Annotated in this window: 23 protein-coding genes and 1 riboswitch; of the genes, 8 read left to right on the top strand and 15 right to left on the bottom strand. The window is 45.6% G+C overall.

What is annotated here, in order from left to right; genetic code table 11:
* Positions 1-81 precede the first annotated feature (81 nt).
* The 4 genes from gorA (at position 82) to CYQ88_RS01390 (ending at position 4,483) form a co-directional block, all read left to right on the top strand.
* Entirely contained in the window at positions 82-1,452 is a 1,371-nt protein-coding gene (gene gorA / locus CYQ88_RS01405) for a glutathione-disulfide reductase (RefSeq protein WP_101839556.1), read from the top strand.
* 168 nt (positions 1,453-1,620) lie between these two features.
* Positions 1,621-3,033 (top strand): PilZ domain-containing protein, encoded by a 1,413-nt coding sequence (locus CYQ88_RS01400; RefSeq protein WP_101839555.1) that lies wholly within the window; start codon positions 1,621-1,623, stop codon positions 3,031-3,033.
* 61 nt (positions 3,034-3,094) lie between these two features.
* On the top strand, positions 3,095-4,114 hold the full coding sequence (locus CYQ88_RS01395) for a sodium:calcium antiporter (protein WP_101839554.1): 1,020 nt from the start codon (positions 3,095-3,097) through the stop codon (positions 4,112-4,114).
* Between the two features lie 15 nt (positions 4,115-4,129).
* On the top strand, positions 4,130-4,483 hold the full coding sequence (locus CYQ88_RS01390; protein WP_101839553.1) for a VOC family protein: 354 nt from the start codon (positions 4,130-4,132) through the stop codon (positions 4,481-4,483).
* Positions 4,484-4,537: 54 nt separating this feature from the next.
* Here the strand turns inward: CYQ88_RS01390 and thiD are convergent, their stop codons facing one another.
* The 7 genes from thiD to CYQ88_RS01355 form a co-directional block, all read right to left on the bottom strand.
* Positions 4,538-5,362 carry a bifunctional hydroxymethylpyrimidine kinase/phosphomethylpyrimidine kinase gene (gene thiD / locus CYQ88_RS01385; RefSeq protein WP_101839552.1) on the bottom strand — a complete coding sequence of 275 codons (825 nt, stop codon included), beginning with the start codon at positions 5,360-5,362 and terminating at the stop codon, positions 4,538-4,540.
* The gene (gene thiE / locus CYQ88_RS01380) at positions 5,355-6,011 is read right to left on the bottom strand and encodes a thiamine phosphate synthase (protein ID WP_101839551.1); all 657 of its coding nucleotides are present in this window, start codon (positions 6,009-6,011) and stop codon (positions 5,355-5,357) included. Before thiE ends, thiD begins: the two co-directional genes overlap by 8 nt.
* Before the next feature lie 52 nt (positions 6,012-6,063).
* Positions 6,064-6,876, bottom strand: a complete 813-nt coding sequence (locus CYQ88_RS01375) for a thiazole synthase (RefSeq protein ID WP_199170142.1) — start codon at positions 6,874-6,876, stop codon at positions 6,064-6,066.
* The gene (thiS, locus tag CYQ88_RS01370) at positions 6,877-7,086 is read right to left on the bottom strand and encodes a sulfur carrier protein ThiS (protein WP_101839550.1); all 210 of its coding nucleotides are present in this window, start codon (positions 7,084-7,086) and stop codon (positions 6,877-6,879) included.
* A complete protein-coding gene (gene thiO, locus CYQ88_RS01365; protein WP_101839549.1) occupies positions 7,083-8,162 on the bottom strand; it encodes a glycine oxidase ThiO in 1,080 nt (359 codons plus the stop codon). The genes thiS and thiO overlap by 4 nt, the downstream gene beginning before the upstream one ends.
* Before the next feature lie 49 nt (positions 8,163-8,211).
* Complete coding sequence (gene thiC, locus CYQ88_RS01360; protein ID WP_101839548.1) at positions 8,212-10,104, bottom strand: phosphomethylpyrimidine synthase ThiC; 1,893 nt, start codon at positions 10,102-10,104, stop codon at positions 8,212-8,214.
* A gap of 211 nt (positions 10,105-10,315) precedes the next feature.
* A riboswitch (TPP riboswitch) is annotated at positions 10,316-10,437 on the bottom strand.
* Positions 10,438-10,478: 41 nt separating this feature from the next.
* On the bottom strand, positions 10,479-10,829 hold the full coding sequence (locus CYQ88_RS01355; protein ID WP_101839547.1) for a helix-turn-helix transcriptional regulator: 351 nt from the start codon (positions 10,827-10,829) through the stop codon (positions 10,479-10,481).
* Between the two features lie 111 nt (positions 10,830-10,940).
* Between CYQ88_RS01355 and CYQ88_RS01350 the strand changes: the two genes are divergently transcribed.
* Together CYQ88_RS01350 and arsJ are read left to right on the top strand one after the other, a co-directional pair.
* Positions 10,941-11,957: an ArsJ-associated glyceraldehyde-3-phosphate dehydrogenase gene (locus CYQ88_RS01350; RefSeq protein WP_101839546.1), complete on the top strand. Its 1,017-nt coding sequence runs from the start codon at positions 10,941-10,943 to the stop codon at positions 11,955-11,957.
* Between the two features lie 34 nt (positions 11,958-11,991).
* Positions 11,992-13,167 carry an organoarsenical effux MFS transporter ArsJ gene (gene arsJ / locus CYQ88_RS01345; RefSeq protein WP_101839545.1) on the top strand — a complete coding sequence of 392 codons (1,176 nt, stop codon included), beginning with the start codon at positions 11,992-11,994 and terminating at the stop codon, positions 13,165-13,167.
* Positions 13,168-13,192: 25 nt separating this feature from the next.
* On the opposite strand, the gene CYQ88_RS01340 is transcribed toward arsJ, so the two are convergent.
* From CYQ88_RS01340 to CYQ88_RS01325, 4 genes are all read right to left on the bottom strand, one after another.
* Positions 13,193-13,897: a cytochrome c biogenesis CcdA family protein gene (locus CYQ88_RS01340; RefSeq protein ID WP_101839544.1), complete on the bottom strand. Its 705-nt coding sequence runs from the start codon at positions 13,895-13,897 to the stop codon at positions 13,193-13,195.
* Entirely contained in the window at positions 13,894-14,310 is a 417-nt protein-coding gene (locus CYQ88_RS01335) for a co-chaperone YbbN (RefSeq protein WP_101839543.1), read from the bottom strand. The genes CYQ88_RS01340 and CYQ88_RS01335 overlap by 4 nt, the downstream gene beginning before the upstream one ends.
* A 72-nt stretch (positions 14,311-14,382) precedes the next feature.
* Entirely contained in the window at positions 14,383-15,045 is a 663-nt protein-coding gene (locus CYQ88_RS01330; RefSeq protein ID WP_101839542.1) for a thioredoxin family protein, read from the bottom strand.
* Between the two features lie 20 nt (positions 15,046-15,065).
* Positions 15,066-16,028, bottom strand: coding sequence for a permease (locus CYQ88_RS01325; RefSeq protein WP_101839541.1), 963 nt, complete (start codon positions 16,026-16,028; stop codon positions 15,066-15,068).
* 257 nt (positions 16,029-16,285) lie between these two features.
* Between CYQ88_RS01325 and CYQ88_RS01320 the strand changes: the two genes are divergently transcribed.
* Positions 16,286-16,759 (top strand): CopD family protein, encoded by a 474-nt coding sequence (locus CYQ88_RS01320; protein WP_101839540.1) that lies wholly within the window; start codon positions 16,286-16,288, stop codon positions 16,757-16,759.
* A 51-nt stretch (positions 16,760-16,810) separates the two neighbouring features.
* Entirely contained in the window at positions 16,811-18,358 is a 1,548-nt protein-coding gene (locus CYQ88_RS01315) for a phosphomannomutase/phosphoglucomutase (protein WP_101839539.1), read from the top strand.
* A gap of 114 nt (positions 18,359-18,472) precedes the next feature.
* On the opposite strand, the gene CYQ88_RS01310 is transcribed toward CYQ88_RS01315, so the two are convergent.
* From CYQ88_RS01310 to CYQ88_RS01295, 4 genes are all read right to left on the bottom strand, one after another.
* Positions 18,473-19,852 carry a 4Fe-4S binding protein gene (locus tag CYQ88_RS01310; protein WP_101839538.1) on the bottom strand — a complete coding sequence of 460 codons (1,380 nt, stop codon included), beginning with the start codon at positions 19,850-19,852 and terminating at the stop codon, positions 18,473-18,475.
* A gap of 9 nt (positions 19,853-19,861) precedes the next feature.
* Positions 19,862-21,958: a TonB-dependent receptor gene (locus CYQ88_RS01305; RefSeq protein ID WP_101839537.1), complete on the bottom strand. Its 2,097-nt coding sequence runs from the start codon at positions 21,956-21,958 to the stop codon at positions 19,862-19,864.
* Positions 21,959-22,095: 137 nt separating this feature from the next.
* Complete coding sequence (locus tag CYQ88_RS01300; protein WP_233188779.1) at positions 22,096-23,034, bottom strand: DMT family transporter; 939 nt, start codon at positions 23,032-23,034, stop codon at positions 22,096-22,098.
* Positions 23,009-23,611, bottom strand: coding sequence for a bifunctional 2-polyprenyl-6-hydroxyphenol methylase/3-demethylubiquinol 3-O-methyltransferase UbiG (locus tag CYQ88_RS01295; protein ID WP_101839535.1), 603 nt, complete (start codon positions 23,609-23,611; stop codon positions 23,009-23,011). The genes CYQ88_RS01300 and CYQ88_RS01295 overlap by 26 nt, the downstream gene beginning before the upstream one ends.
* Positions 23,612-23,613: the final 2 nt, after the last annotated feature.

The raw sequence follows: 23,613 nt of genomic DNA, 5'->3' as shown, positions 1-23,613 counted from the left end.
GTTCACAATCGACATTAAAAAACCACCAGGCCTGGTGGTTTTTTGTTATCACAATAACCAAAAATGGATGGGAGAAAACAGATGCAATACGATTATGACTTGATTGCAATTGGAGCCGGAAGTGGCGGCTTATCCGTCGTTGAGCGTGCTGTAGAATATGGCAAGAAATGTGCGGTGGTCGAAGCTCAAAAACTCGGTGGAACTTGTGTCAATATCGGCTGTGTTCCCAAGAAGGTGATGTGGTTTGGCGCACATATCGCCGAAGCGTTGCGTGATGCACCCGATTTTGGGTTTCACGTGGAACGCAAGGGCTTTGATTGGTCAGAATTGGTCAAACGACGTGAAACGTTCATTAGCAATATCAATACCTGGTACAGAGGTTACATAAAGGATCTCGGCATTGATCTGCTGCAAGGATGGGGCAGTTTTGTAGACGAGCATACGGTTTCCGTTGACGGGAAATTGTTCACGGCAGAAACAATCGTAATTGCACCTGGCGGGCGCCCACTCATCCCAAGTGAAACAGAAAACGCCGATTTGGGCATATCTTCAGATGGTTTTTTTGCACTCACTGAGCAACCCAAAAACGTGGCGGTAATTGGCAGTGGCTATATTGCTGTGGAAATTGCCGGTGTTCTACAAGCTTTAGGGACTCAAACTACTTTAATCAGTCGTAAAGATTTGGTGTTACGAGGCTTTGATGATTTAATTCGACAAACATTAACCGATGCAATGATTGAAAGTGGTATTACCAAGGAATATCACTTTAAAGTTAAAAAGTTGATGCGTACTGAATCTGGAACACTTTCTATTGAATCTGAAGATGGTCAGCAATTGGATGGGTTTGACCAAGTCATTTGGGCCGTTGGTCGAGAAACGGTGGCGGAGCCGCTTGCGCTGGAAAATATTGGTATTCAAACCAATGGAAAGGGGTTTATTGAAGTAGATGACTCTCACCAAACGCAAGTTCCTAATGTATACGCACTGGGCGATGTTACTGGGCAAGCTCAACTAACCCCTGTCGCCATTCGTGCGGGGCGTTATCTGGCAGAAAGGCTATACAATCATCAACCCGACCTAAAGATGGACTTGTCGAAAGTGCCCACAGTGGTATTTTCTCATCCACCTATTGGGGTGATGGGCTTGGCTGAGCATGAAGCCTATCAGCAGTATGGTCGTGACGCTGTTCGCATATATCAAACAGACTTTACACCTATGCGTTATGCCTTTACCAAGCACCAAATCAAAACGGCAATGAAGTTGGTTTGTGTGGGTGATGACCAAAAAATTGTCGGGATTCATATTATTGGAGAGGGTGCCGATGAAATGTTGCAAGGGTTTGCCGTTGCCATTCAAATGGGAGCCACTAAAGCCGATTTTGATGCGACTATCGCAATTCATCCGACCTCTTCAGAAGAATTAGTGACGATGCGACCGATGATTTTGAAATAATCCTTGGCGATGGGCAGTCGGCACATCCCTTGCAATTTTTATTTATGACCTCTGCTTCGTTAAGGTACGGATAAGGTGTTCGGTGTTATGATAACCACATTATTAGTGTCAACAAAACGCGAAGCAAGGTTGTTTAGCTAAAAAACCGCATAGAAATAAGGTGACTTCATGCCCGGTACTCATTACGATAGCGATCATTTTTTTATTGAGTTATTACCCTTTCAATATAAAAGGGTGGCCTTTCGTATTCTGAGGCAGGATCCTTTTCAGATATTGTTGAGAGACTTGGACGCGGGTTACTCTGAACACTTTAATATTTTTCCTGATCCGCAATCCATCAATTCCAAATTGGTAACGCGCACGATTAGCGCTTGCATCGTAGCTAAGATTACGTCTTTTTCAAAAGAAAGCTATGTTTCTCCGGTAGAGTTTCGCTTTGTTGAAGAAGCTTTATTCAAAGCGCTTCATAATTTACTAGACATTGATGGGTTACCTAGAAAAGCCGTATTTGATATCTTGTCTCAGGAAGCGCCCAAGACCCATCATTGGTTGACGAAAGACAAACATGATAACGGGAAGCACTCATTAGCGATACGTAGTCGACGAGAAAACACGCGACGCTACTTTCGTTATAAAGTGAAAATTCGATATCATTTTATTCGTATAGGCAGTCATGATAGCAATAAGGTTATCCAGGGCAATATATTTACGACCGGTATCCAGCATTTTTCGAAAATCGTCAATAACAAGCTTGATGGCTTGGTGATGGAATACTTGGGAAATATTAAAACGGCGTTACAAGAACGCTTTCCCGAAGCCTATGATCTATTTATGGATGTATTGGATAAGCTGGAATATCTCAGAGAAGTGATTAATGGGGTTTCAGTAGGGCAATTGGACATCGCTAATGCAAAACGTTTTTTAGCAGAGAATTTGGACCATCATTTAGATTATGCTTCACTGGCAAGGAATGCGCGAACTGAATCGATATTACGCGATTTTGAAGAAAAGCTAAATCAAATTAATAGACACACATTAGAATTGGTTGAAAAATCCACACCGCATACCCTATACGAAGGCCCTGTCCTAAAAAAACTCAAAATCGATCAGGATATCCGCGGTTATGTCGACAAGAATAAGGCGTCTCCCTCAGAACTGCTATCGGCTTTCATTAACTTGTATCATTACATTTTATTAATCGAAAAAATTTATAACAGCATTTCGAGTAGTAACTACATCATCATTTTCCCAGAATATTGGCTGGAACCATACAAGGACTTATCGCCTGGAGGCTTTGCCTTTTACACCGAGTTCTTGGTTGACGTGAATGATATTTTGGAAATCTTTATGCAAGTGAATGTGTCTCCCGATCCTAAAGTGGAAAAGTTGGAGATTATTCAACAACGGGTGAAAGTGGTTCGTATTGAAGAAAAACCGGAAATGGAGTGTTATTTAATTGCTTGCCACTTCTTAATGGCGGATGAAGAAACTCGCATGGTCATCAATAATGCGCTGCAAGGGCAAGAGATTATTGATGCGTTCAATTCTGCAGACTTACTGGACGAAGCGGGTGAGTTTTAAAAGGTTTTTTGCCTAGGCATTTGACGTTTCCAAACACAATGTGCAAATAGTGGGGCCTTAAATGTTGTCATCGCTGACCCTCGGTATTATCAGTTTTACAATGGCTGCACTGGTCATTGTTGTGGCGGGTAGCCGGTTAGCGCATTTGGCAGATGAATTGGCAGATCGGACTGGCATGGGTGAAGCACTGTTTGGTGTCTTATTGCTCGCAGGCGTCACTTCCTTACCCGACTTTGCGGCCACTCTGAGTGCGGCAATCGACTTGCGTCCTGATTTGGCAATGAGTAATGTGATGGGAAGCATGGCCGTTAATTTATTGTTTCTCGGCATTGCAGACATTTTTTATCGAAAAGCCAATTTAGAACATGCTGCTGCATCGTCGGTCAATTTGATGTTAGCAGGACTATTAATCGTATTATTAACTCTGCCCTTACTGGCGATCGTCACGCCAAACGTCTCTGGCTGGCGAATTCACCCCATTACCCCAGTGATCGTGGTTGCTTATTTATTTGGGCTGCACCTGGTTCTCAAAACACAAGCCAAGCCCATGTGGTTTCCCCGCTTAACACGTCAAACGGTTGCTGATACACCCTCACAAAAATATCATGGGAGTTTGCCTGAAGCATGGGGGCGCTTTAGTGTTCTAGCCATCGTTACCTGTATTGCCGGTTGGGTGTTAATGGAAGCCGCTAAGGTCATTGCTGACCAAGCAGACTTGTCCGATACGTTAGTTGGAGGGATTTTTACCGCCTTGGCAACCTCCACGCCAGAATTGGTGACGACAATTGCTGCCATCCGCTATGGTGCCCTAACCTTGAGTGTCAGTAATATTTTTGGGACCAACTGTTTTAATATGCTGGTGGTGGCCGCCGCTGATGTGGGCTATCCGAATGGCTCCATCTATCAGGATATGGCGTCAATACAAATGACCTGGGGATTGGTCAGTATTTTAATGACGGCGATTCTGCTACTTGGCTTAGTACGACGCGAAACCTATGGTCTTGGTCGGATTGGTTTCGAGAGCACTCTCATTTTAGGCGTCTACGCAACAGCAATCAGTATTGTTGTTATGATGGGGTAACAATTGGAGGAAGGAATGAAAGAAACTGGAAAAATTAACTATATTGAAATGCCTTCACGGAACCTTGAAGTCACGAAAAAGTTTTTTAAAACTGCTTTTGACTGGTCTTTTGTTGATTATGGCCCAGATTATATCGCCATTGAAAATGCCGGACTAGATGGCGGCTTCTATCAGTCAGACAAAGTTGCAACACCCAACAATGGAAGTGTACTGGTGGTTCTGTACAGTGCGGATTTAGAGGCCTCCGTTGACCAGGTTGAAGCGGCAGGCGGAACCATTGTTCAAGCCATTTTTACTTTTCCAGGGGGACGTCGCTTTCATTTTACCGATCCAAATGGCAATGAATATGCCGTTTGGTCAGAGCTATAACCATCAGTGGACTGTTAGTCTCGCAGAATCGATCTTGACGAAATTGACTAACGACTAGAGATGAAGAAGGGGCTCTTTGCGGGGTTTTTGATTGTCGAGGTAGCGCAGATGAAGCTGGTCACTTTGAGAAAGCCATTGCTGCATTTGTTGTTTGGTCTGTTTTACTGCTAAATCCAGCGGGATGCCTTTTGCTAACAAGCAAGCCATGGCGGATGAAAAGCTGCATCCCGTGCCATGCGTATGTTGAGTCAGGATGCGTGGACTGGAAAAGCGGATGGCGTCAGCATCCGCTTGAAGCAATGTATCCGTTACGAGATCTTGGCTTTGGATATGACCACCTTTCACGACTACCGCTTGAACACCTAATTCAAAAAATTCTTTGCCAATCGTCGGCATTTCATCGTCGGTGCCTTGATAGCCATCATTAACGTCTTTACCAAGCAGAGAATTGACCTCCGGCAGGTTGGGGGTGATGACCGTAGCTAAGGGTAAAAGGCGCTGTTTAAGTGTTTCAATGGCATCCTTTTCTAAAAGTGGATGGCCACTGGAACTGATAATGGGTGTATCCAAAGCCACATTGGAGAGTTGATAATTGCAAATAATCTCTGCAACCACTTCAATTAATTCAGCATTGGCAAGCATGCCAATTTTGACCGCATCCACTACCATATCGTCTAATAAGGTGGTCACCTGCGAGCGTAACAAGGTCGCAGATGTCGCTTGACTACAGAAAACTCCTTGGCTATTTTGAGCGGTTAAAGCGGTAACACAGGTCAGCGCATAGCCGCCAAGTGCGTGAACACTCTTTAAGTCGGCTTGAATGCCCGCGCCGCCATAAGGATCTGATCCAGCGATGCATAATACGGTTGGTTTAGGCATTTCCAAAGCTCCAGTTTTGATAGGCTTGGTTGAAGGTTTCAATCACTGTTTTAAGCGACTTCTGTTGGTTGGTTTGATTCAGATGAAGGCCATTAATCATGGCGATGCCATCGGCTCCTGCTTGCACCGTTTCGGCAAGGTGTTGTTGTGGAATGCCGCCAATTGCCACCACAGGTAGATCAAGACCTTGTGTCCATTGGCGAAAATTCGCTAGGCCAACAGGATGGTAGGTCAAGTGCTTGCTACTGGTCTCAAAAATGGGGCCGATGGCGATATATGACGGTTGTATGGCTAAAGCGCGACGTAATTCTGATGGGTTATGGCTGCTAATGCCGAGTCGTATGCCGGCATGAGATAAAGCGTGTAAATCGGCGATGGCCAAATCTTCTTGTCCCAAGTGAACCCCATAGCTGTCGAGTTTTAATGCAATTTGCCAATAATCATTGATAAACAATCGAGCTTGATGGGCTTTAGCGAGTGCATCCGCATCCGCGAGCTCCTGCTCTAGTGTCGCGCCTGTCAAATCTTTAATGCGAATTTGCGCGGTGGTAATGCCCGCTTCAAACAGCGGGCGGAGTTTGTCTGCACGGTCTACTAAAGGGTAAATTCCCAAGGGTTTTTCCGGCGTTTGGCAAGCTAAAAATTGCATTCATTATTCCTGTTTAAGTTGATCTTTGGCGCGCAAAAATAACCAGTCCTGGTCATTTTTGGTGCCAAAATGGGGTGCCAATGACCGGTGTTGAGGGGGTCGCTAAGTCTCTTTCGGGCATGGTGCCGGCTTGATAGCCATAAACGCCTGCTTTTACAGCGGATTGAAAGGCCTTTGCCATGGCAATCGGGTTGGGTGATAGAGCAACGGCCGAATTGAGCAATACGCCATCATAGCCCATTTCTAGGGCTTGAACAGCATGAGAGGGTTTGCCAATGCCAGCATCGACAATCAGTGTCAACTCGGGAAAGCGTTTGCGGATGGTCTTTAAATTATAGGGATTCATGAGCCCTTTGCCCGAACCAATCGGAGACCCCCACGGCATTAAAATACGACAACCAGCATCCACTAATCGTTGGGCGAGCACCAAATCATCCGTGGTGTATGGAAAAACCTCAAACCCATCATTGACCAACACTTCAGTGGCTTTTACCAATTCAAACGGATCAGGCTGTAAATTATATTGGTCGCCAATCACCTCGAGCTTAATCCAATTGGTTTCAAAAACCTCTCGTGCCATGTGCGCAGTGGTAATGGCCTCTTTGGCGGAATGACAGCCTGCCGTATTTGGCAAGATATGGCACTCTAAAGTCTTAATCATGTTCCAAAAAGTTTTGCCAGCTTGATCACCAGCAGATTGCCGGCGCAAGGAGACGGTTACAATTTCAGCACCAGAAGCTTCAATAGCACCTTGCATTGCTTGCGGAGATGGATAAAGCGCAGAGCCGATCAGTAAACGACTGTTAAGACGTTTCCCGCCAATATCCCATTGCATTGGATTCGATAATTCTGATAAAGGGTTCATTTAGCCTCCTTGCATGGGGGCGACAATTTCAATGGAATCGTCGGCCTGAATGGGTGTGGTTGCATGTTGACTGCGGGGTACAAAGGTTTCGTTTAGTGCAACCGCAAAATTTTGTTGCTGATAATCCAACTGGGTTAATAACTCAGATATGGATAAACCGCAGGGAAGGGTCATTATTTCATCGTTGATTCGCACAGAAATCGTTGTCATATCGCTTTCCTTTTTAAATCAGATTCGGTTGCAGAAGGGGTAAATATGGATAATTCGTTTAACGCCTGCTCGACTACGGCGGGGGCTAATAAATATCCGTGTCGATAGAGTCCGTTAATCCGCGTGGTCTGAGTGGCATGTTCAATGCGTGGCAAGTTGTCTTTTAATGCGGGGCGGCACTGGGTGAGCATTTTAACAATGCGCGCTTCACCAAACCCGGAATGGACGCTGTAAACGGCCGAAAGCAGTTCCAAACTGGAGCGAACCGACATTGGGCTTAAATCTTCACTCTCGATTTCGGTTGCGCCCACTACATAACGATGATTGGGGCGTGGCACAATATAAATCCGGTAGCGTGGATGCATTAAACGGATAGGACGAGAAAGAGACACATCCGGTGCATCCAACCAAAAGACTTCACCACGCACACCGCGTAAGTCACTCATATCGGCTTTTGCTCCCAGTCCTCTGGTGTCAAACACCCAATCAAAACCGACGGTTTCTTTGGCGGTTTTAATGTGACCTTTCGCAATTTCCGTGACCGTTTGATGGGGTTTCCATTCTACGTCAGGGTGGTTTTGTAGAAAGCGTGTGCTCACGTCCATAAACTGCTGTGCATTGACTTGGGCTTCTAAGGGTAAAAAGTAGCCGTGGGTTAGGTGGGTCAAATCCGGCTCCAAGACTTGAATTTGCGCCTGATTGAGCGATTGAATCTCTGAGGCGGCAGTCATCTTGCATTTCAGTTGCTGCATAAAATGGTTGAGTTCAGGCATATCGGCGGTGTGGGCGGTAACCAAACTGCCTTGATTTTGAAATGCCTGTGGAATGGACAATTGTGCCAGTAGCTTCGGCCAAAGTTGAATTGAGCGCAATCCGGTATCGAAAATCGCCGATTCAGCGGTTTCCAATTCTGCAAAGGGCGCTAACATCCCAGCCGCCACTTGCCCTGCGGCATTTTCGGCTTCAGGGGAGTCTTTTTCAAACAGGGTCACGGAATGTCCAAGTTCGAGCAGCTTCAGTGCGAGCACGCGCCCCACCAACCCCGCCCCGGCAATGCCAATGGTTAATTGAGTCATTATTTTCTCCTAGTGTTGCGGCATGGCCGCAAGCTGATCGCAAAGTCGTTTAAGAGCCGGTTTGGGTGATGTCTTCAACATTGACATAAACTTCGCTACCTTGATTGCGAAAGGTTTCAGACATTTCAGCCATGCCTTTTTCCACCGCATCATCGGTGGTCAAGCCTTGCTGATCAGCATAGTCACGCACTTCCTGAGAGATTTTCATCGAGCAGAACTTGGGACCACACATCGAACAAAAGTGTGCGACTTTAGCCGAATCGCGAGGGAGCGTTTCATCATGGAAGGCACGTGCTTTTTCAGGGTCGAGACCGAGGTTAAATTGATCTTCCCAGCGGAATTCAAATCGCGCTTGGCTCAACGCATCATCTCGTGAGCGAGCTCCGGGATGACCCTTGGCAATATCAGCTGCATGCGCGGCCAGTTTGTAAGTAATCAAGCCTTCCTTCACATCATGTCGATTGGGCAAGCCCAGATGTTCCTTGGGGGTGACATAGCACAACATCGCTGTGCCAAACCAACCAATCATCGCCGCCCCAATCCCTGAAGTAATGTGATCATAGCCAGGAGCAATATCCGTTGTGAGCGGGCCAAGGGTGTAAAAAGGCGCTTCATGACAGTATTCCAGTTGCTTGTCCATGTTTTCTTTAATCATATGCATCGGCACATGACCAGGGCCTTCAATAATCACCTGAACATCATGTTTCCATGCGATTTGAGTCAGCTCTCCCAGCGTTTTGAGTTCAGAAATCTGCGCTTCATCATTGGCATCCGCCACTGATCCTGGGCGCAGTCCATCGCCTAATGAAAAGGCAACATCATATTGTTTGAGGAGTTCGCACATGTCTTCAAAGTGGGTGTATAGGAAGTTTTCCTGGTGGTGAGCAATACACCACTTCGCCATAATCGATCCGCCCCGAGAAACAATCCCTGTGACCCGTTTAGCCGTCATCGGCACATAGCGCAATAACACGCCCGCGTGAATGGTGAAATAGTCCACGCCTTGTTCCGCTTGCTCTATCAACGTATCGCGGAAAATTTCCCAAGTCAGGTCTTCTGCCACGCCGTTGACCTTTTCGAGTGCTTGATAAATTGGCACTGTGCCAATCGGAACCGGTGCATTGCGCAAGATCCAATCACGGGTGGTGTGGATATTTCGCCCTGTTGATAAATCCATGACCGTGTCTGCCCCCCAACGGGTTGCCCAAACCATTTTTTCGACTTCTTCTGCAATAGAAGAGGTAGTGGCCGAGTTACCAATATTCGCATTCACTTTCACCAAAAAATTGCGGCCGATGATCATGGGTTCGGATTCAGGATGGTTAATATTGGCCGGAATCACCGCACGGCCTTCTGCCACTTCTTTGCGAACAAATTCGGCAGTAATGTCTTCCGGTAGGTTGGCGCCAAAGGTCTCGCCTTTTAAACGGGCCTCTCGTTCAGCATCCTGCAAGTAGCGTCGGGTCATTTCACGGCGTTGATTTTCACGAATGGCGATAAATTCCATTTCAGGGGTGATAATGCCTCGGCGCGCATAGTGTAATTGGGTTACATTTTGACCAGGCCTGGCGCGCAGAGGCTGGCGCATTAAGCTGGAAGCACCCGCAATGGCGGTTTCCATTTGAGTGCGTGAATGGTAACCATTATCTTGCGGGTCGATGGTTCGGCCTGTATAAGGTTCGACATCGTTGCGACTCAGAATCCAATCTTTACGCAGCGCGGGAATGCCTTGTGCCACATCAATATCAATGTTGGGATCGGTATAAGGTCCCGACGTATCGTAAACCGTGACGGTTTCTCCATTGGTTAAAGAAATGGCGCGCATTGGCACTCGGATGTCAGGATGAATTTCACCAGCAACATACGTCTTGTATGAAGCCGGCAAGGGATCACGGGTTAGAATGTCATTGGATGCGGGGAGGGCATGTTTAAATGAAGTCATGTTTTTCTCACTTTTTAGGTGTTAAAAGGATGAAAAAAACCGCGTAAAAAGATGGGCAAAGGTCAAAATTAAAAGACCGTGCACTAGTTATCCGCTGAAATGTAAAAAAAAGACAAAACAGGAAGGCGATGGCTTTTAAAGTTCCTGTCTCGACTTGATACAAGTTCAAAGGTATTTAAAAGCAATCAGAAGGCACCCAAAGAAATGGGTACCCAAAGAATCTTCTCTTCCCTACGCTGGCTTTAACCAGATCAAGTTCAACGGGCCCGACTGCCGGAAAATAGATTTCACTTTGTCGTCTCAGCACTTAGGTGTGCACCCCGAGAGATGGAAGCTATTCTAGCATAGCTGATTTTAAGATTAGCTATTTTTGGTTAGCACTGTCTGGGCGTTTGTTCGTAGGTGTTGAGTTTTTGCTCGTCATTGATAATCTCATCTAGCGTCGCTAGCTCGATCAGGATGGTTTGTAAGATGGCGTAAGCAGTATGATTTTCATTGATGGCGTAATGAATCCAGGTGCCTTCCCTCCAAGAGTTTAATAGCTGTTTGTTCTTTAGGTAGGCAAGGTGTCTTGAAACGGTGCTTTGTGATATATCCAAAACAGAGACAAGGTCGCAAACACACAAAAAATCTCTTGAATTCAATAAAGCCAATATGCGTAAGCGAATCGGTTCAGCTAGCGCTTTGTGAAAGAGTGCATAGTCTTCTAATAAAGGGGTTGTCATAAAAGTTTCAGTTGATCTTTTGGGGTTATTGCTATAATTCTATATCCGTATAGGCGAATATGAAAGTTATCAAAAGCCGTTTAAACAGATTTTAATTATAAGGAGCTTTCCGTGATTCGTATAGCAATAAATGGTTTTGGTCGTATGGGTCGGCTGGGCTTGCGTCAAGCTTTTGGTTGGAAAGATGTTGAATTTGTACATATTAATGAGATTGCCACCGATGCGGCAGGCTCAGCCCATTTGTTGAATTATGATTCGGCACATGGTCGTTGGCAACACAAAGCCACAGAAGAGAAAGGCCAGATTTTGATTAATCACCATCCCATTGGATACAGTTCTCAGCAAGCGATTGAAGACTTTGACTGGGGTGCGCTAAAGGTTGATGTGGTATTGGAGTGCACGGGTGCTTTTCGTACGCGAGCGCAGTTACAACCGTATTTTGATCAAGGGGTCAAACAGGTAATTGTGGCCGCGCCTTTAAAGGAAGATGTTAAAAATATTGTCATGGGGATAAACGATGATATTTTTGTTGCGGGTGAAGACAAGCTGATCACCGCAGCTTCTTGTACCACCAACTGTATCGCTCCTGTGATAAAGGTTTTGCATGAAAAAATAGGCATTTCTCATGGGTCTATCACGACGATGCATGATCGTACCAATACCCAAAAAGTGGTCGATCATGGCCATAAAGATTGGCGACGTGCACGCTCCAGTTTTGAATCGCTTATTCCAACTTCCACTGGTTCCGCCACCGCCATTGGCACCATCTTTCCTGAATTAAATGGACGATTGGATGGCATTGCGGTTCGGGTTCCTTTTATGAATGCCTCTTTGACCGACTTAGTGATGGAAATGAAGCGCCCTACCTCGGTTGATGAAGTGAATCACTTTTTTAAAGAAGCCTCTGAAGGTGATTTAAAAAATATCTTAGGCTATGAGGACTTGCCTTTAGTCTCAGTTGATTTTGAAGGGGAGACCTGTTCTTCGGTGATAGATGCTCTTTCAACCCGTGTTATTAATGGCACTCATGTAAAAGTTTTGGCTTGGTATGACAATGAAATTGGTTATGTGCAACGGATGATGGAACTGGCATTAAAGGTGGGTTCAGCCAATCGAGATTTGTCGTAAAACTGTCGCCTTAAAAGAACGGAATGAGAAATCTATGACGAACAGCCAAAAACAATATGCAATCGTGACCGGAAATTACTGGGCGTTTACCCTAACAGATGGCGCTTTAAGAATGTTGGTTTTATTGTATTTCTACCAACTGGGTTACAGTCCGTTAGAACTCGCCATGTTGTTCTTGTTTTATGAATTTTTTGGTATTGTCACGAATCTATTGGGTGGTTGGCTGGGTGCTCGAGCGGGTCTCAATGTCACCATGAATATTGGTTTGTCGATACAAATATTGGCATTGGTGATGCTGACGGTTCCTGCCGAATGGCTCAGTGTGCTTTATGTGATGGTGGCTCAAGCCCTTTCGGGGATTGCCAAAGACCTGAATAAAATGAGTGCCAAAAGCGCCGTCAAATCCTTAGCCAGTGATGGCGATGGTAAGTTGTATCGCTGGGTTTCGGGGTTAACCGGCTCTAAAAATGCCCTTAAAGGGGTGGGTTTCTTTTTGGGGGCGCTGCTGCTTGAAGTGTTTGGGTTTGTTAATGCCATGTGGATTATGGCGGCGCTGCTGTCTGTTGCGTTAATGATTTCTTGGATAAAGTTGGAGGGAGCTTTGGGCAAATCTAAAAATGCCCCCAAATTTTCCCAGATGTTTTCGCATTCTCAAGCGATCAATTGGCTATCTTTCGCTCGATTCTTTCTGTTTGGCGCTCGTGATGTTTGGTTTGTGGTCGCACTCCCCGTTTTCGCAGCCAGCGTGCTGGACTGGACGCATCTACAAATTGGAACCTTTATGGCGCTTTGGATTATCGGTTATGGCATTGTGCAGGCAGTTTCGCCTAAATTCATTGGTAAAAATCGTAATCCAACCCATCGTACCGCCTTTGGGTTGGCGATTGTTTTGGCGGGTGTGCCCCTAGCAATTGCCTATTCGCTTGAGCTGAACCCACAATGGATCATCATGATTGGCTTAGGTTTATTTGGTGTTTTATTTGCACTGAATTCTGCTGTTCATTCTTACTTAATCGTTGCTTATGCCGATCAGGATGGCACCTCCAAACAAGTCGGCTTCTATTATATGGCCAATGCCGGTGGGCGCTTGGCTGGAACGGTCTTATCAGGGTATCTATATCAAACGGTTGGGCTGGAGGGGTGCTTAATCGCATCTGCTGCGATGATTCTAATGGCCGGAGGACTGACACTAAAAATTAATCACGCCTAGCGACGATTGAAGTTATTTGAACTGGTCAGAAGACTTTAAATAACCACCAAATGCCGATGGCAATCATCAGCCAACCAAACCCTTTTTTAAGACGTTGTAATAGTTGATCATTGGGTAAGGCATTCAGCACTTTCTGTATTTTTGCAGTTGAGGTTCCCAGTGCCATAATGGGGGCGGAGTGCCCGAGACCATAAAGTAGCATCAGTGAAATGGCAAAGCCAAAGTCTTGGGAAGCAACACTGAGTGACAGGGCGAGCACTGGCATCATAAAGCCGAACGCACAAGGGCCTAAGATGGTTCCAAATAACATACCTAGACCCAACGCAGCAGAATAGCCTTTGGATGTTACGCCCTTTAAGACAGCATTAGAAAAGTTGGGTAGTCGAATCCAGTCCAAAAACAGTAGTCCTGCCAAGATAAAAATGAGGGCTGCTCCCCAATCAATCCATGGTCCCACATCGCCTAACATGCGACCCAAACTACTGGTAATCACACCCAGTATTGCAATAATGATTAAAATGCCCAAAGCAAATAGTGAGGAAAGCCAAAAAGCGCGGCGGGCGTTGCAATCACTTTGTGCGCCCACAAAACTCATGACCAAAGGAATGCTGGCTAAGTGACAAGGGGAAAACAATACGCTGATCACGCCCCAGAAAAATGCAGCGATTAACGCCCAATGAGGAGCCTCTGTCAGTGCATTGGAGAGGGTTGTTAAGATGTCTAAAATCATTGAGTGACCCCCTGTTTTTTCAGCAGGTCTTCAATTTGTTTTTGCGCGAAAAAGCCCTCATGACGAAATATTTCTTCGCCTTGGGCATTGTAGAATATTTGAGTGGGAATTGATCTAAGTTGGTATTTCTTGCCAGCTATTTCGCCGTTCTCTTTCCAAACATCAATAAACACCACTTTAAGGTCTTGAGGATAGCGTTCTTCAAGGGTTTTTAAAATGGGCTGCATCATCCGACAAGGAAGACAGCGATTGGCACCCAATTCAATAAAGGTGACTTTTTGAGTGCCCTCTGGCACCATGGCATCGCCATAATCCATCCAGTCTTCTGCCGATGCAACCGATAATAGTCCTGCAAGCACAAACATCATAAAAACATGGAAAAGTTTAGCGGTGCCTATCGTCCTGATTGTCATATCGCCCTCCTATAGAATCCATGTTTTGGTACCTTCAGGTCAAATAGCTGGGGGTTTACAGTTTGCCCTAGCTTAAGCCGATAACCACTCGGTAATGACTTTTTTCGATGGAATACCCCCTGAATGAACTACTTGTTCGTTAATCACGACGGCCGGGGTTGTCATCACGCCATAGGCGGCGATTTCGGCAATGTCTTCAATTTTAATGACCTTGACGCTCACGCCAAGCTCATCTGCTGTTGCCTGAATCACTTTAACGGTGTTATTACAGTTTGCGCAGCCAGTGCCCAATACTTTGATTTCCAATCCCTCAGTTGAACCGCTACAACAGTCAGTTGATTTAGACTGATCATCTGAGCCGCAACAACTGGATGTAGTCGGTGTCTTTTCGCTAGCATTTGAACCACAGCAGCCCGTGTTTTGGTCTGCTTGGCTTTCCGAAGAACCGATACAACAGGCGTTGTCGGATTTTTTAGTTGTGGCTTTTTCTGGTGTAGAAGCCTTGTCAGTTCCACAACTTCCGCCCGGACAACATTCGCCGGATTTGGATAACTTACCAATAAATCCTGCTGGACAAAATCCAGTAAAGGTCGCTTGAAAGCCCATAAATGCGGGCATAATTGCCAACCAAAGCCAGTTAGCCGACCACAAATCCGTTTGTCCGGAGAAATGCGCTAAAGCGATGCCCACTAAAATAAACAGCGTCATTAAACGCACCATTAAATTATTTTTCATTCTGAACTTCCTTTACTATTTTATGCATACAAAAAATTAAACAGATAACCCACGAAAATAAATGCAACTACTAATACCGACGCAAACACCATTAACGCAGGCCAGCGAATGACTTTGCGCAGGATGAGTAGTTCCGGTAAGGACAGCGCTGCAATACTCATCATTAAAGCCAAACTGGTTCCAATCGGAACCCCTTTGCCCAGCATGGCTTCAATCACTGGAATTACGCCGGTGGCATTTGAATATAAAGGCACCCCTAAAGCGACGGCTGCTGGTACACTCCACCAATTGGAGGCATCTGCTAAATAGGTGCTCACCCAAGCTTCAGGTACATAACCATGAAATAAGGCTCCCAATCCAATACCGATAAACACCCAATGCCAAATACGTTTTACAATGACCTTGACTTCGTTCCAAGCAAATTCGTGGCGAGCGCTCAGCCCTCCGGTTTGGGCTTCTAGTTCCTGCTGATGGCGCATTTTAATATCCCAAACATAAGACTCTACCCACCGTTCTGGTTTGAACCATTCCATGACGATGGAGCCAATATAGGCAACCACTACGCCCGCAAGGACATACAACGCCGCAATTTCCCAGCCTAGAATGCTAATTAGCAAGACCACGGCGACTTCGTTAATCATGGGGCTGGCAATTAAAAATGCGAAGGTAATGCCTAGCGGAATACGCGCTTCAACAAATCCAATAAATAGTGGCACAGAAGAACAAGAGCAAAAAGGCGTCACTGAGCCTAAGCTGATCGCTAATGAGCGTCCCATCCACTTAGGTTTGCCCGTAACGATCTCGCGAATACGTTCGGTCGAAACATAGGCTCGCAACAATCCCATCACATAAATAATCACTACCAGCATCACGAAAATCTTGACGCTATCCATGACAAAGAATTGCACGGCACTTCCGGTTTGTGACTCGGCACTCAGTTGTAACAAATCGTAAGCGATCCAATTTGCCAGTTGCTCAAACATCCTTTACCCCACGGAGAAATTTCGCTAAAAAAATAGTATATCCGTGTAGGCGGATATATTCAATGAAAAAACGAGTCTTATCAAAAAAGGGTGTTATCCACTCAAAATTGAGAACTCAAACACGCAATCACCGTCACGGATGATCAGGTTAACTTTCGTTGTGAAAATCAAAGGGGTTGGATTAGTTTGATTTTAAGCAGCGGTTAAGGTTTAATCAGTTTAATGAATTATCCAAAGACTTAAATAAAAGGAATCCCATGTCTGTTGAAAGCCAAATCGCAATCTCCCTTCACGCTGTTGCCGCCATGTTATGGGTGGGCGGAATCTTCTTTGCTTATCGCGTACTTCGACCCTCTGCAATGATGCTTGAGCCCACTGATAGGGTTCAGCTTTGGCAAAAAGTCTTTCGCCGCTTTTTCGTTTGGGTTTGGCTGTTTATCGGCTTAATTGTGATTAGCGGTTATTGGCTGATCATGAAAGACTTTGGCGGATTGGAACAAACCCCCTTATACCTTAAAGTAATGAGTGGAATTGGCTGGTTAATGGTTATTGTTTTTGCTTGGCTGTTTTTTGGTCCTTATGCAAAATTTAACATTCGCATTGAGCAATACGAACTGGCAGAAGCGGGGCAAATCATGAATGGTCAGATGCGCCCCTTAATCGCACTGAACCTCATGCTCGGCACGATTGAATTTATTATCGGCGCTACCGGCGCTTATTGGCCAATTTAGCCCAAATATTGACCAGGCCTGGGCATTTTAAACCTTTAATGGAACGAGAAAATGATGAACCAGGCTTGGCTGAAATTACAGAATGGCAGCGATATACGGGGTGTCGCGTTAGATGGCGTTGTTGGCGAAACAGTCAATCTAACGCCAGAGATTGTGCGCTCCATTGGTTTGGCGTTTGCGCAATGGCTTTCACAGCAAATCGGTAAGCCCATTACTGAATTGAAAGTGGCCGTAGGCCATGATTCTCGTTTATCATCAGACACGCTGAAGACCGCTGTTTTTCAAGGGTTGGCAAAAGCGGGTTGTCGGTTCATTGCCGACAGCGGACTTTCCTCCACCCCAGCGATGTTTATGGCAACGGTGTTTGAAAACCATGCCTACGATGGCACCATTATGCTCACTGCAAGCCATCTGCCATTTAATCGAAACGGGCTCAAGTTTTTTACCCGCAACGGCGGGTTAGAGAAAGATGAGATCACCGCGCTACTCACGCTTGCCACTGAAATCGGGACATTTGAAGCTCCCCCAACTTCAAAAATTCAAAAAATTCCGTTAATGGACGATTACGCCGCTTCGCTGGTAGCGACCATTCGCCAAGGTGCGGGGCAGGGTAACAAGCCCTTGTCAGGGTTGAAAATTGTGGTAGATGCGGGCAATGGTGCAGGCGGTTTTTTTGTGGAAAAGGTATTGAAACCGTTGGGCGCCGACACCCACGGTAGCCAGTTTCTGCAACCCGATGGGGCTTTTCCAAATCACATTCCCAATCCTGAAGATTCGGCAGCAATGGATGCGATTATGGCTGCAGTCAATCATCATCAGGCCGACCTAGGGATTATTTTCGATACCGATGTCGACCGTGCTGGCGCAGTGGATAAAAACGGCCACCCTATAAACCGTAATCGTTTTATTGCGCTGATGGCTGCCATCGTGCTCGAACAGCATCCCGGCACGGTCATCGTCACCGACTCGGTGACCTCTACGGGGCTAAAGCAATGGATTGAAAACACCTTGGGTGGCGTTCATTATCGATTTAAACGCGGCTATAAAAATGTGATTAACGAATCCATTCGCTTAAATCGAGAAGGCCAAGCCAGTTGGCTGGCGATGGAAACCTCGGGACATGGCGCTCTAAAAGAAAACTACTTTCTTGATGACGGCGCTTATCAAATTGCCAAAATCCTTATTAAGGCCGCACAGCTGCATGCCGAGGGCAAAGGCAGTGTGGACGAACTGATTGCCGGATTACCTGAGCCAGTTGAAGCCAAAGAATATCGTGTAAAAATCACTACGGAGGGTTTTGGCGCAGAGGCCGATAAGGTGCTCAAACAGTTCGAGCTGTTTGCGGCAAAGCAACCTGGCTGGTCGCTCACCCCCAATAATGTTGAAGGCGTTCATGTGACCGTGGATGCGGCACATGGCCATGGCTGGTTTCTGATTCGAAAATCGTTACACGACCCAGTGTTACCCATCAATATCGAAAGCGAACAAACGGGTGGTGTCGCCCAAATCGCCACCCAAGCCAAAAGCTTTCTGAACCAATTCGAACAACTCAAATCCCCAAAATATAGCCGTTCAATCGAAACCTCTGCGACGACATAGCCCTAAATGTTTTTAGGCAGGATAACTGTCTCCAATGTTTGGAGCGGCATGATGCCTAATTACCGCTGGCTGCAAATCAGCTTGGGTAATTAGGCTCAGTGGTCTAGCTTGAGTTTAATGGCCACTTGGAATCATAGCGCGCAATATAATCAGATATAAATAGAACCAAATCATGGAGCCACTGATCATAAACATCGCGAAACGTTTTGGCCCATTTAATGCCAATAATCCTAAGCGTTTGTGCAAAATAAACATGGCCCAGATCACGGCTACATAATTAAATAAATTGAACAGATGAACCCAGCCATCGCGGAAGCTCGCTAGAGGTTGCATTTGGTTAACAGAGCCAGTGAGCCAATACCACGCGTTGGCGAGATCTGATGCATAATGCAGGAAAAAGAAACTGCCGACATGGCTTAAACCGCCAATCAACATCAATGGCGCTAACATTTGACCGACTGATTGGGCGTATTCTTTAAAAGGTTTATTGGTCAGTTTGGCGCTGATTGCAAAGCTGGCGTAGAAGATGGCAAATGTGATCGCAACCGCCATGCCGAGGGCAATCGCGCCAACCCAATCAAAAAGTGGCACCGGCCAAAGCTGATCCATCCAAGTTCCCGCCTGCACCCATGGCAATTGTTCCTTAATCGAAGAATGACCCAGTGAATGATGAAAGCGCATGGTAATCGAAATCACGGCCAACAGCCATACATACACCCACACGTTCATCGGCTCTTTGGCTTTTGAGGGTTGCCATAGTTGTATTGATGGCTTGGTTAACTTGAATTCCACCGCATTGCAGGCCTTTGAACAGTCCATGCAAAGGGTGCAGTCACCAATCGAGTTTTTGGGTTCAAACAAATAGGGCTTTAGGTTCCATTGGCAGGCTTTCATACAATCAAAACTACGGCACGAGCGGCAGTGGTCTTGATCTGTGGTGAGTTTGGCAAATCCGACTTTACCAAACGCGCTGGTGACCGAACCAATTGGGCACAGGTTTGAGCAGTAGGCCATGTTTCTAAATAAATAAAAACTTGTCCAGGCAAAAATCGTTAACACCAAAAAAAACAGCGCGGTAATCCACGGGGTTTTTAATAAATCCGGAAAGGCGTAAATCGGCACCCAGTAAGCGGTCAATAATAAGCCAAAACCAATCCAACGGTTCTTTAGCCAACTAGGGATTGGTTTTTTTGGCCCCATTCTATTGAGATATTTACCAATAAAACTATGGGGGCAAATACCGCAAAAAATAGGGCCTAATGTCGCCATACTCACAATTAAGAAAAACGGCCAAAATAGCGACCAAAAAATTGCACCAGTGTATGGGTTGGTTTCTTCGGTGGGATACACTAAGCCGAAATAAATGGCGCTAACCAACATTGCTAATACAATCACTCGCATCACTTGCATGGTTGGAGTATGGTTGAAAAACCAACCAATAACTGGCCAACGTAACAGATTTAAACGACTAGATTGGCGTTCAACAATTTTCATATCTGGCTCCTAGTATTTATATTGATAGGTCAACATTACGCTTCTTGGTGTGCCCGGTGTATACAGGTTTCCGCCATAGGAAGCAGAGACTTCTTGCGCATAACGTTTGTCCAATAGATTGCGAATACTTAGGTTAAATAGGTGTGCTTGCTTACTATAGCCAAGCATTAGGTTAAATACGCCGTCATAGCCGCCATTGCGTTCGGTATTGGCGTCATCAATATAGTAAGAACCGAAACCAATTGCTTCTAAACGAGCGGAATAGGCTTGTTTTTGCAAATTTGCAAATAACGCATATTGATAGTCGGGAATAAAGCGCGGACGATTGCCGGAGTAATCACTGCCAGAGCTGACATAGTCAAGATATTGATAGTCGGTGGCACTGGCATTGGCGCCAACGCTTAAAGCAGATGTTAGTTTATACTGCGCACTGAGCTCAATGCCTTTGCGTTCGGACCGCCCAGCATTTTCATAATAGGTATAAAGGTTTGGATAGCTGCCTCCTTTTACTGAAACAATTTCGTCAGTGAGCTGAGTGTAATAGATATTAATATCCGCACTCAGTTTTGAGCCGCGCTGTTTTAAACCAAATTCAATATTACTTGAGGTTGAGCCTTTTAAGTCCGCTTTGTTGTAGGTTTGGTTGGCTTGCATCTCACTGACAGTTGGTGCTTGATTGGCGGAAACTGCCATTGCAAAAATATTGAGTGTATCTGTCAGGGCATAACTGGCGCCAATTTTCGGAGAGAAAAGCTGGTAGGTTTCTTGGTATTTAAAATCACCAGTTCCGGATTGGTATACGCCAGTTGCAAAGTCATAACTTGAGTATTCGGTGCCTTTAATGCGCATATTAAGCAGGTCGGCGCGAGCCCCCAAGTCGATTACCCATTTTGAATTGGGCGAAAAGGACTCTTGGAAATAAGCGCTATAGATTTGACTGTCGCTGTCTTCGGTATTGGCTAAAGCACCTTTTTCATCCGAATTCACTTGAACAATTCGTCCACTCGGGATGGTCGTCACATCGGCATACTGGTACTTTTTTGCACTGTTTTGAATATCTGCACGTAAGCCAATACCAAAAATTTGTTCCGACGGCATATTCAAGAACTCGTGACTACGACTCCAAGCTAGGTCGGTACCAATGACGGCATTATCTTGAGAGTCGTTAATCATGCCGGTTACTGGGTGAAAATGGTCCCAGCGTGTCATATAAACTTGCGGTTTAAAGTCAAATTCACCCATGGAGGTTTCATAACGGCTGTTAATAAACAGGGTGTTGGAGTAACGGCCACTTTTTTGCCAAGCACTGCTGGTATTTGTGGTTTCGCCGGTATCTTTATAGGCATCGAACTCGGCAGCACTTAAAGATTGCGGCAGTTGCAAATTGGCTTGGGTATAGGCAATTTCGGTTTCAAGCACCGAGTCATCGTTGAAAAAATGACCGTGTTTGAGACTTAACTGTGTGGTATCAAACTGGTTCCAGTCGCGCCAGCTATTGTCTGATTGACGACGGGAAAAGTTAATCGCTAAGTTGTCAGTCTCGGACGCTTGAATCGATTTTTTTACATTTAACTTTGCAGTGCCAAAACTGCCGTAACCGACTTTAACTCGGTCCTGTTGGTCGTCAAACACGGATTTTGATTGAATAAACACCACGCCGCCGCTGGCGTTGCTAGCGAAAATTGAACCCGGTCCTTTATAAACTTCGACTGATTCAATATCATCAATATCAATCACATCAAAACGGGTAAAACTGTCTGGGTCGGTCATCGGTACGCCGTCACGAATCACCATGATTTCACGAACGCCATACGGCGCTTTTAAGCCGGCACCACGAATAATCAAGCGTGAATCATAGCCATTGTTTTTGCTGACTGCCGTGACGCCTGGGATTTTACTAATAAGTTCATTGACACTGGTGGCGTTTTCGCTTTCGATTTGCTTTTCATCTACCACATACACACTTTGCGGAACAGTTTTCGATTCACGTTCAATTTTGGTTGCTGTAACACTAATGCTATCCAGCTGGTGCACCGATTCGGCTTGGGTGTAGGTCGGATTCAACAGGACAGCGGCTATCGCTAGATAGAGTGGTTGTTTCTTCATGTTTGTACTCTCAATTTAAAAAATAAATAGATTTTAGGAGAGGGAACAGTGCATGACAATGCGACAAATTGTCGCACAAAAACTAAGGTTTTGTTTTTTAAGGAAGATGTTGAGAGATTAAAAATAGATTTAAATGATTATGCTCGCTTGAATGTCAGTAAGAGCACCCCGCTGACGACAAGTGCCAGACCAATTAGATGGGCTAAACCAAAAGGTTCATTCAGCCACCAAACGGCTAACAGAATGGTGAATATAGGGCCTAAAGTGCCGACGATGCCTGTTTGAGTCGGGCCGATTAGGGCAATGGCTTCGGCAATCATAAAGCTGGGAATAACGGTACTGAAAATGGCCAGTAGAAACAGCCATAGCCAAGCCATCTGGGTGACTTCTAACCCACCAAACCCTACCCAGGTATTGAAGTAAATGAGTGTAATAATGCTGGATGAGGACATGGCCAGCGAGGTGAACATTAAGCTGCCGACTTGATGAATAACACGTTTACCTAACAGCACATAGACCGAAAAGCTAAGCGCAGCCAAAAAGACCATTAAGGTACCAAAAACGGTGCCATCGCCAATCAATTGCAATTCTTGATAAAACACCACCCAGAGACCACCATAGGTAATGAGCAGCGACCAGCCAATTTTAGCAGTAATTGGCGTTTTAAAAAATAACGTGCCGAGTAAGGCCACCAAAATGGGGTAGGTGAATAGGGTGAGACGCTCTAGTTGCGCAGTAATGGTTTCCAGGCCTTTCAAATCCAGCCAGGAGGATAAAAAATAGCCTAAAAAACCGAGCAATAAAATCATTGGAAATTGGTTTAATCGGACGTCAGTATGGGCTTGTCGGCGAATAAGCCAAATCAAAATGCCCAGATAAATCGGTAATGAAATCGCCATGCGCAATACCAGCACACTGTCGGTATTGAGCCCTTCTAGGTAGGCCAGTTTAATGAAAATGGACTTGAGCGAGAAGAGTGCTGTACCAAAGGTAGCCAATAACATGCCGAGATGAATCGGCGAAAGTTTTAGTCGTTGGGCAAGCATGGCGTTACTGAGAAGGTCGTTTTTGCGCAATCATCCACGCATAACGATGGGTGGATTTTGACTCTGTTAACCAACCCTCACCATAGATGTTCAGGCGAAATTCTGACCAGGCCTGGTCAGAATCAACCCATTTTTGCAGCTCACCTGCTTGTAAATAATAGGCTGGATTCTTAGGTGCATGGATTTGAACAGGTGCCAAGAAAGTTTGGAAAAAAAGTTTACCGTTTGGTTTGAGTGCTTGGCAGATTTGCGGCCAAAGATCACGATTGAGGTAACGGCTAATGACAATGACATCGTATTGTTGATAGGGAAATAGCATTTGTTCAAAGTCACAGAGCATAGGGTTGATGGGCAGTCGATTGACCGCAGCCCAGTTATTCAGTTGGGTGAGCGCGGTATCGGATATATCCCAAGCGTCGACTTTAAAGCCACATTGGGCCAATAAACGAGCATTGCCGCCCAGGCCACAAGCAAGGTCAAGAGCCTTGCCACGTAAGGGCAGTTCGGATAAATGTTGTTTTAAGACCCAAGCGGCTGCTACCGGTTTATTCGCCGGTTGTTCAGCATAATGTTGATCCCATTTTTCAGACAGTGATGGCTGATTCATGA

The sequence above is a fragment of the Hydrogenovibrio sp. SC-1 genome (assembly GCF_002848135.1).
Classification (GTDB): domain Bacteria; phylum Pseudomonadota; class Gammaproteobacteria; order Thiomicrospirales; family Thiomicrospiraceae; genus Hydrogenovibrio.
Note: the sequence above shows the minus strand (reverse complement) of the source record. Positions and strands in the feature narration are given on the sequence as shown.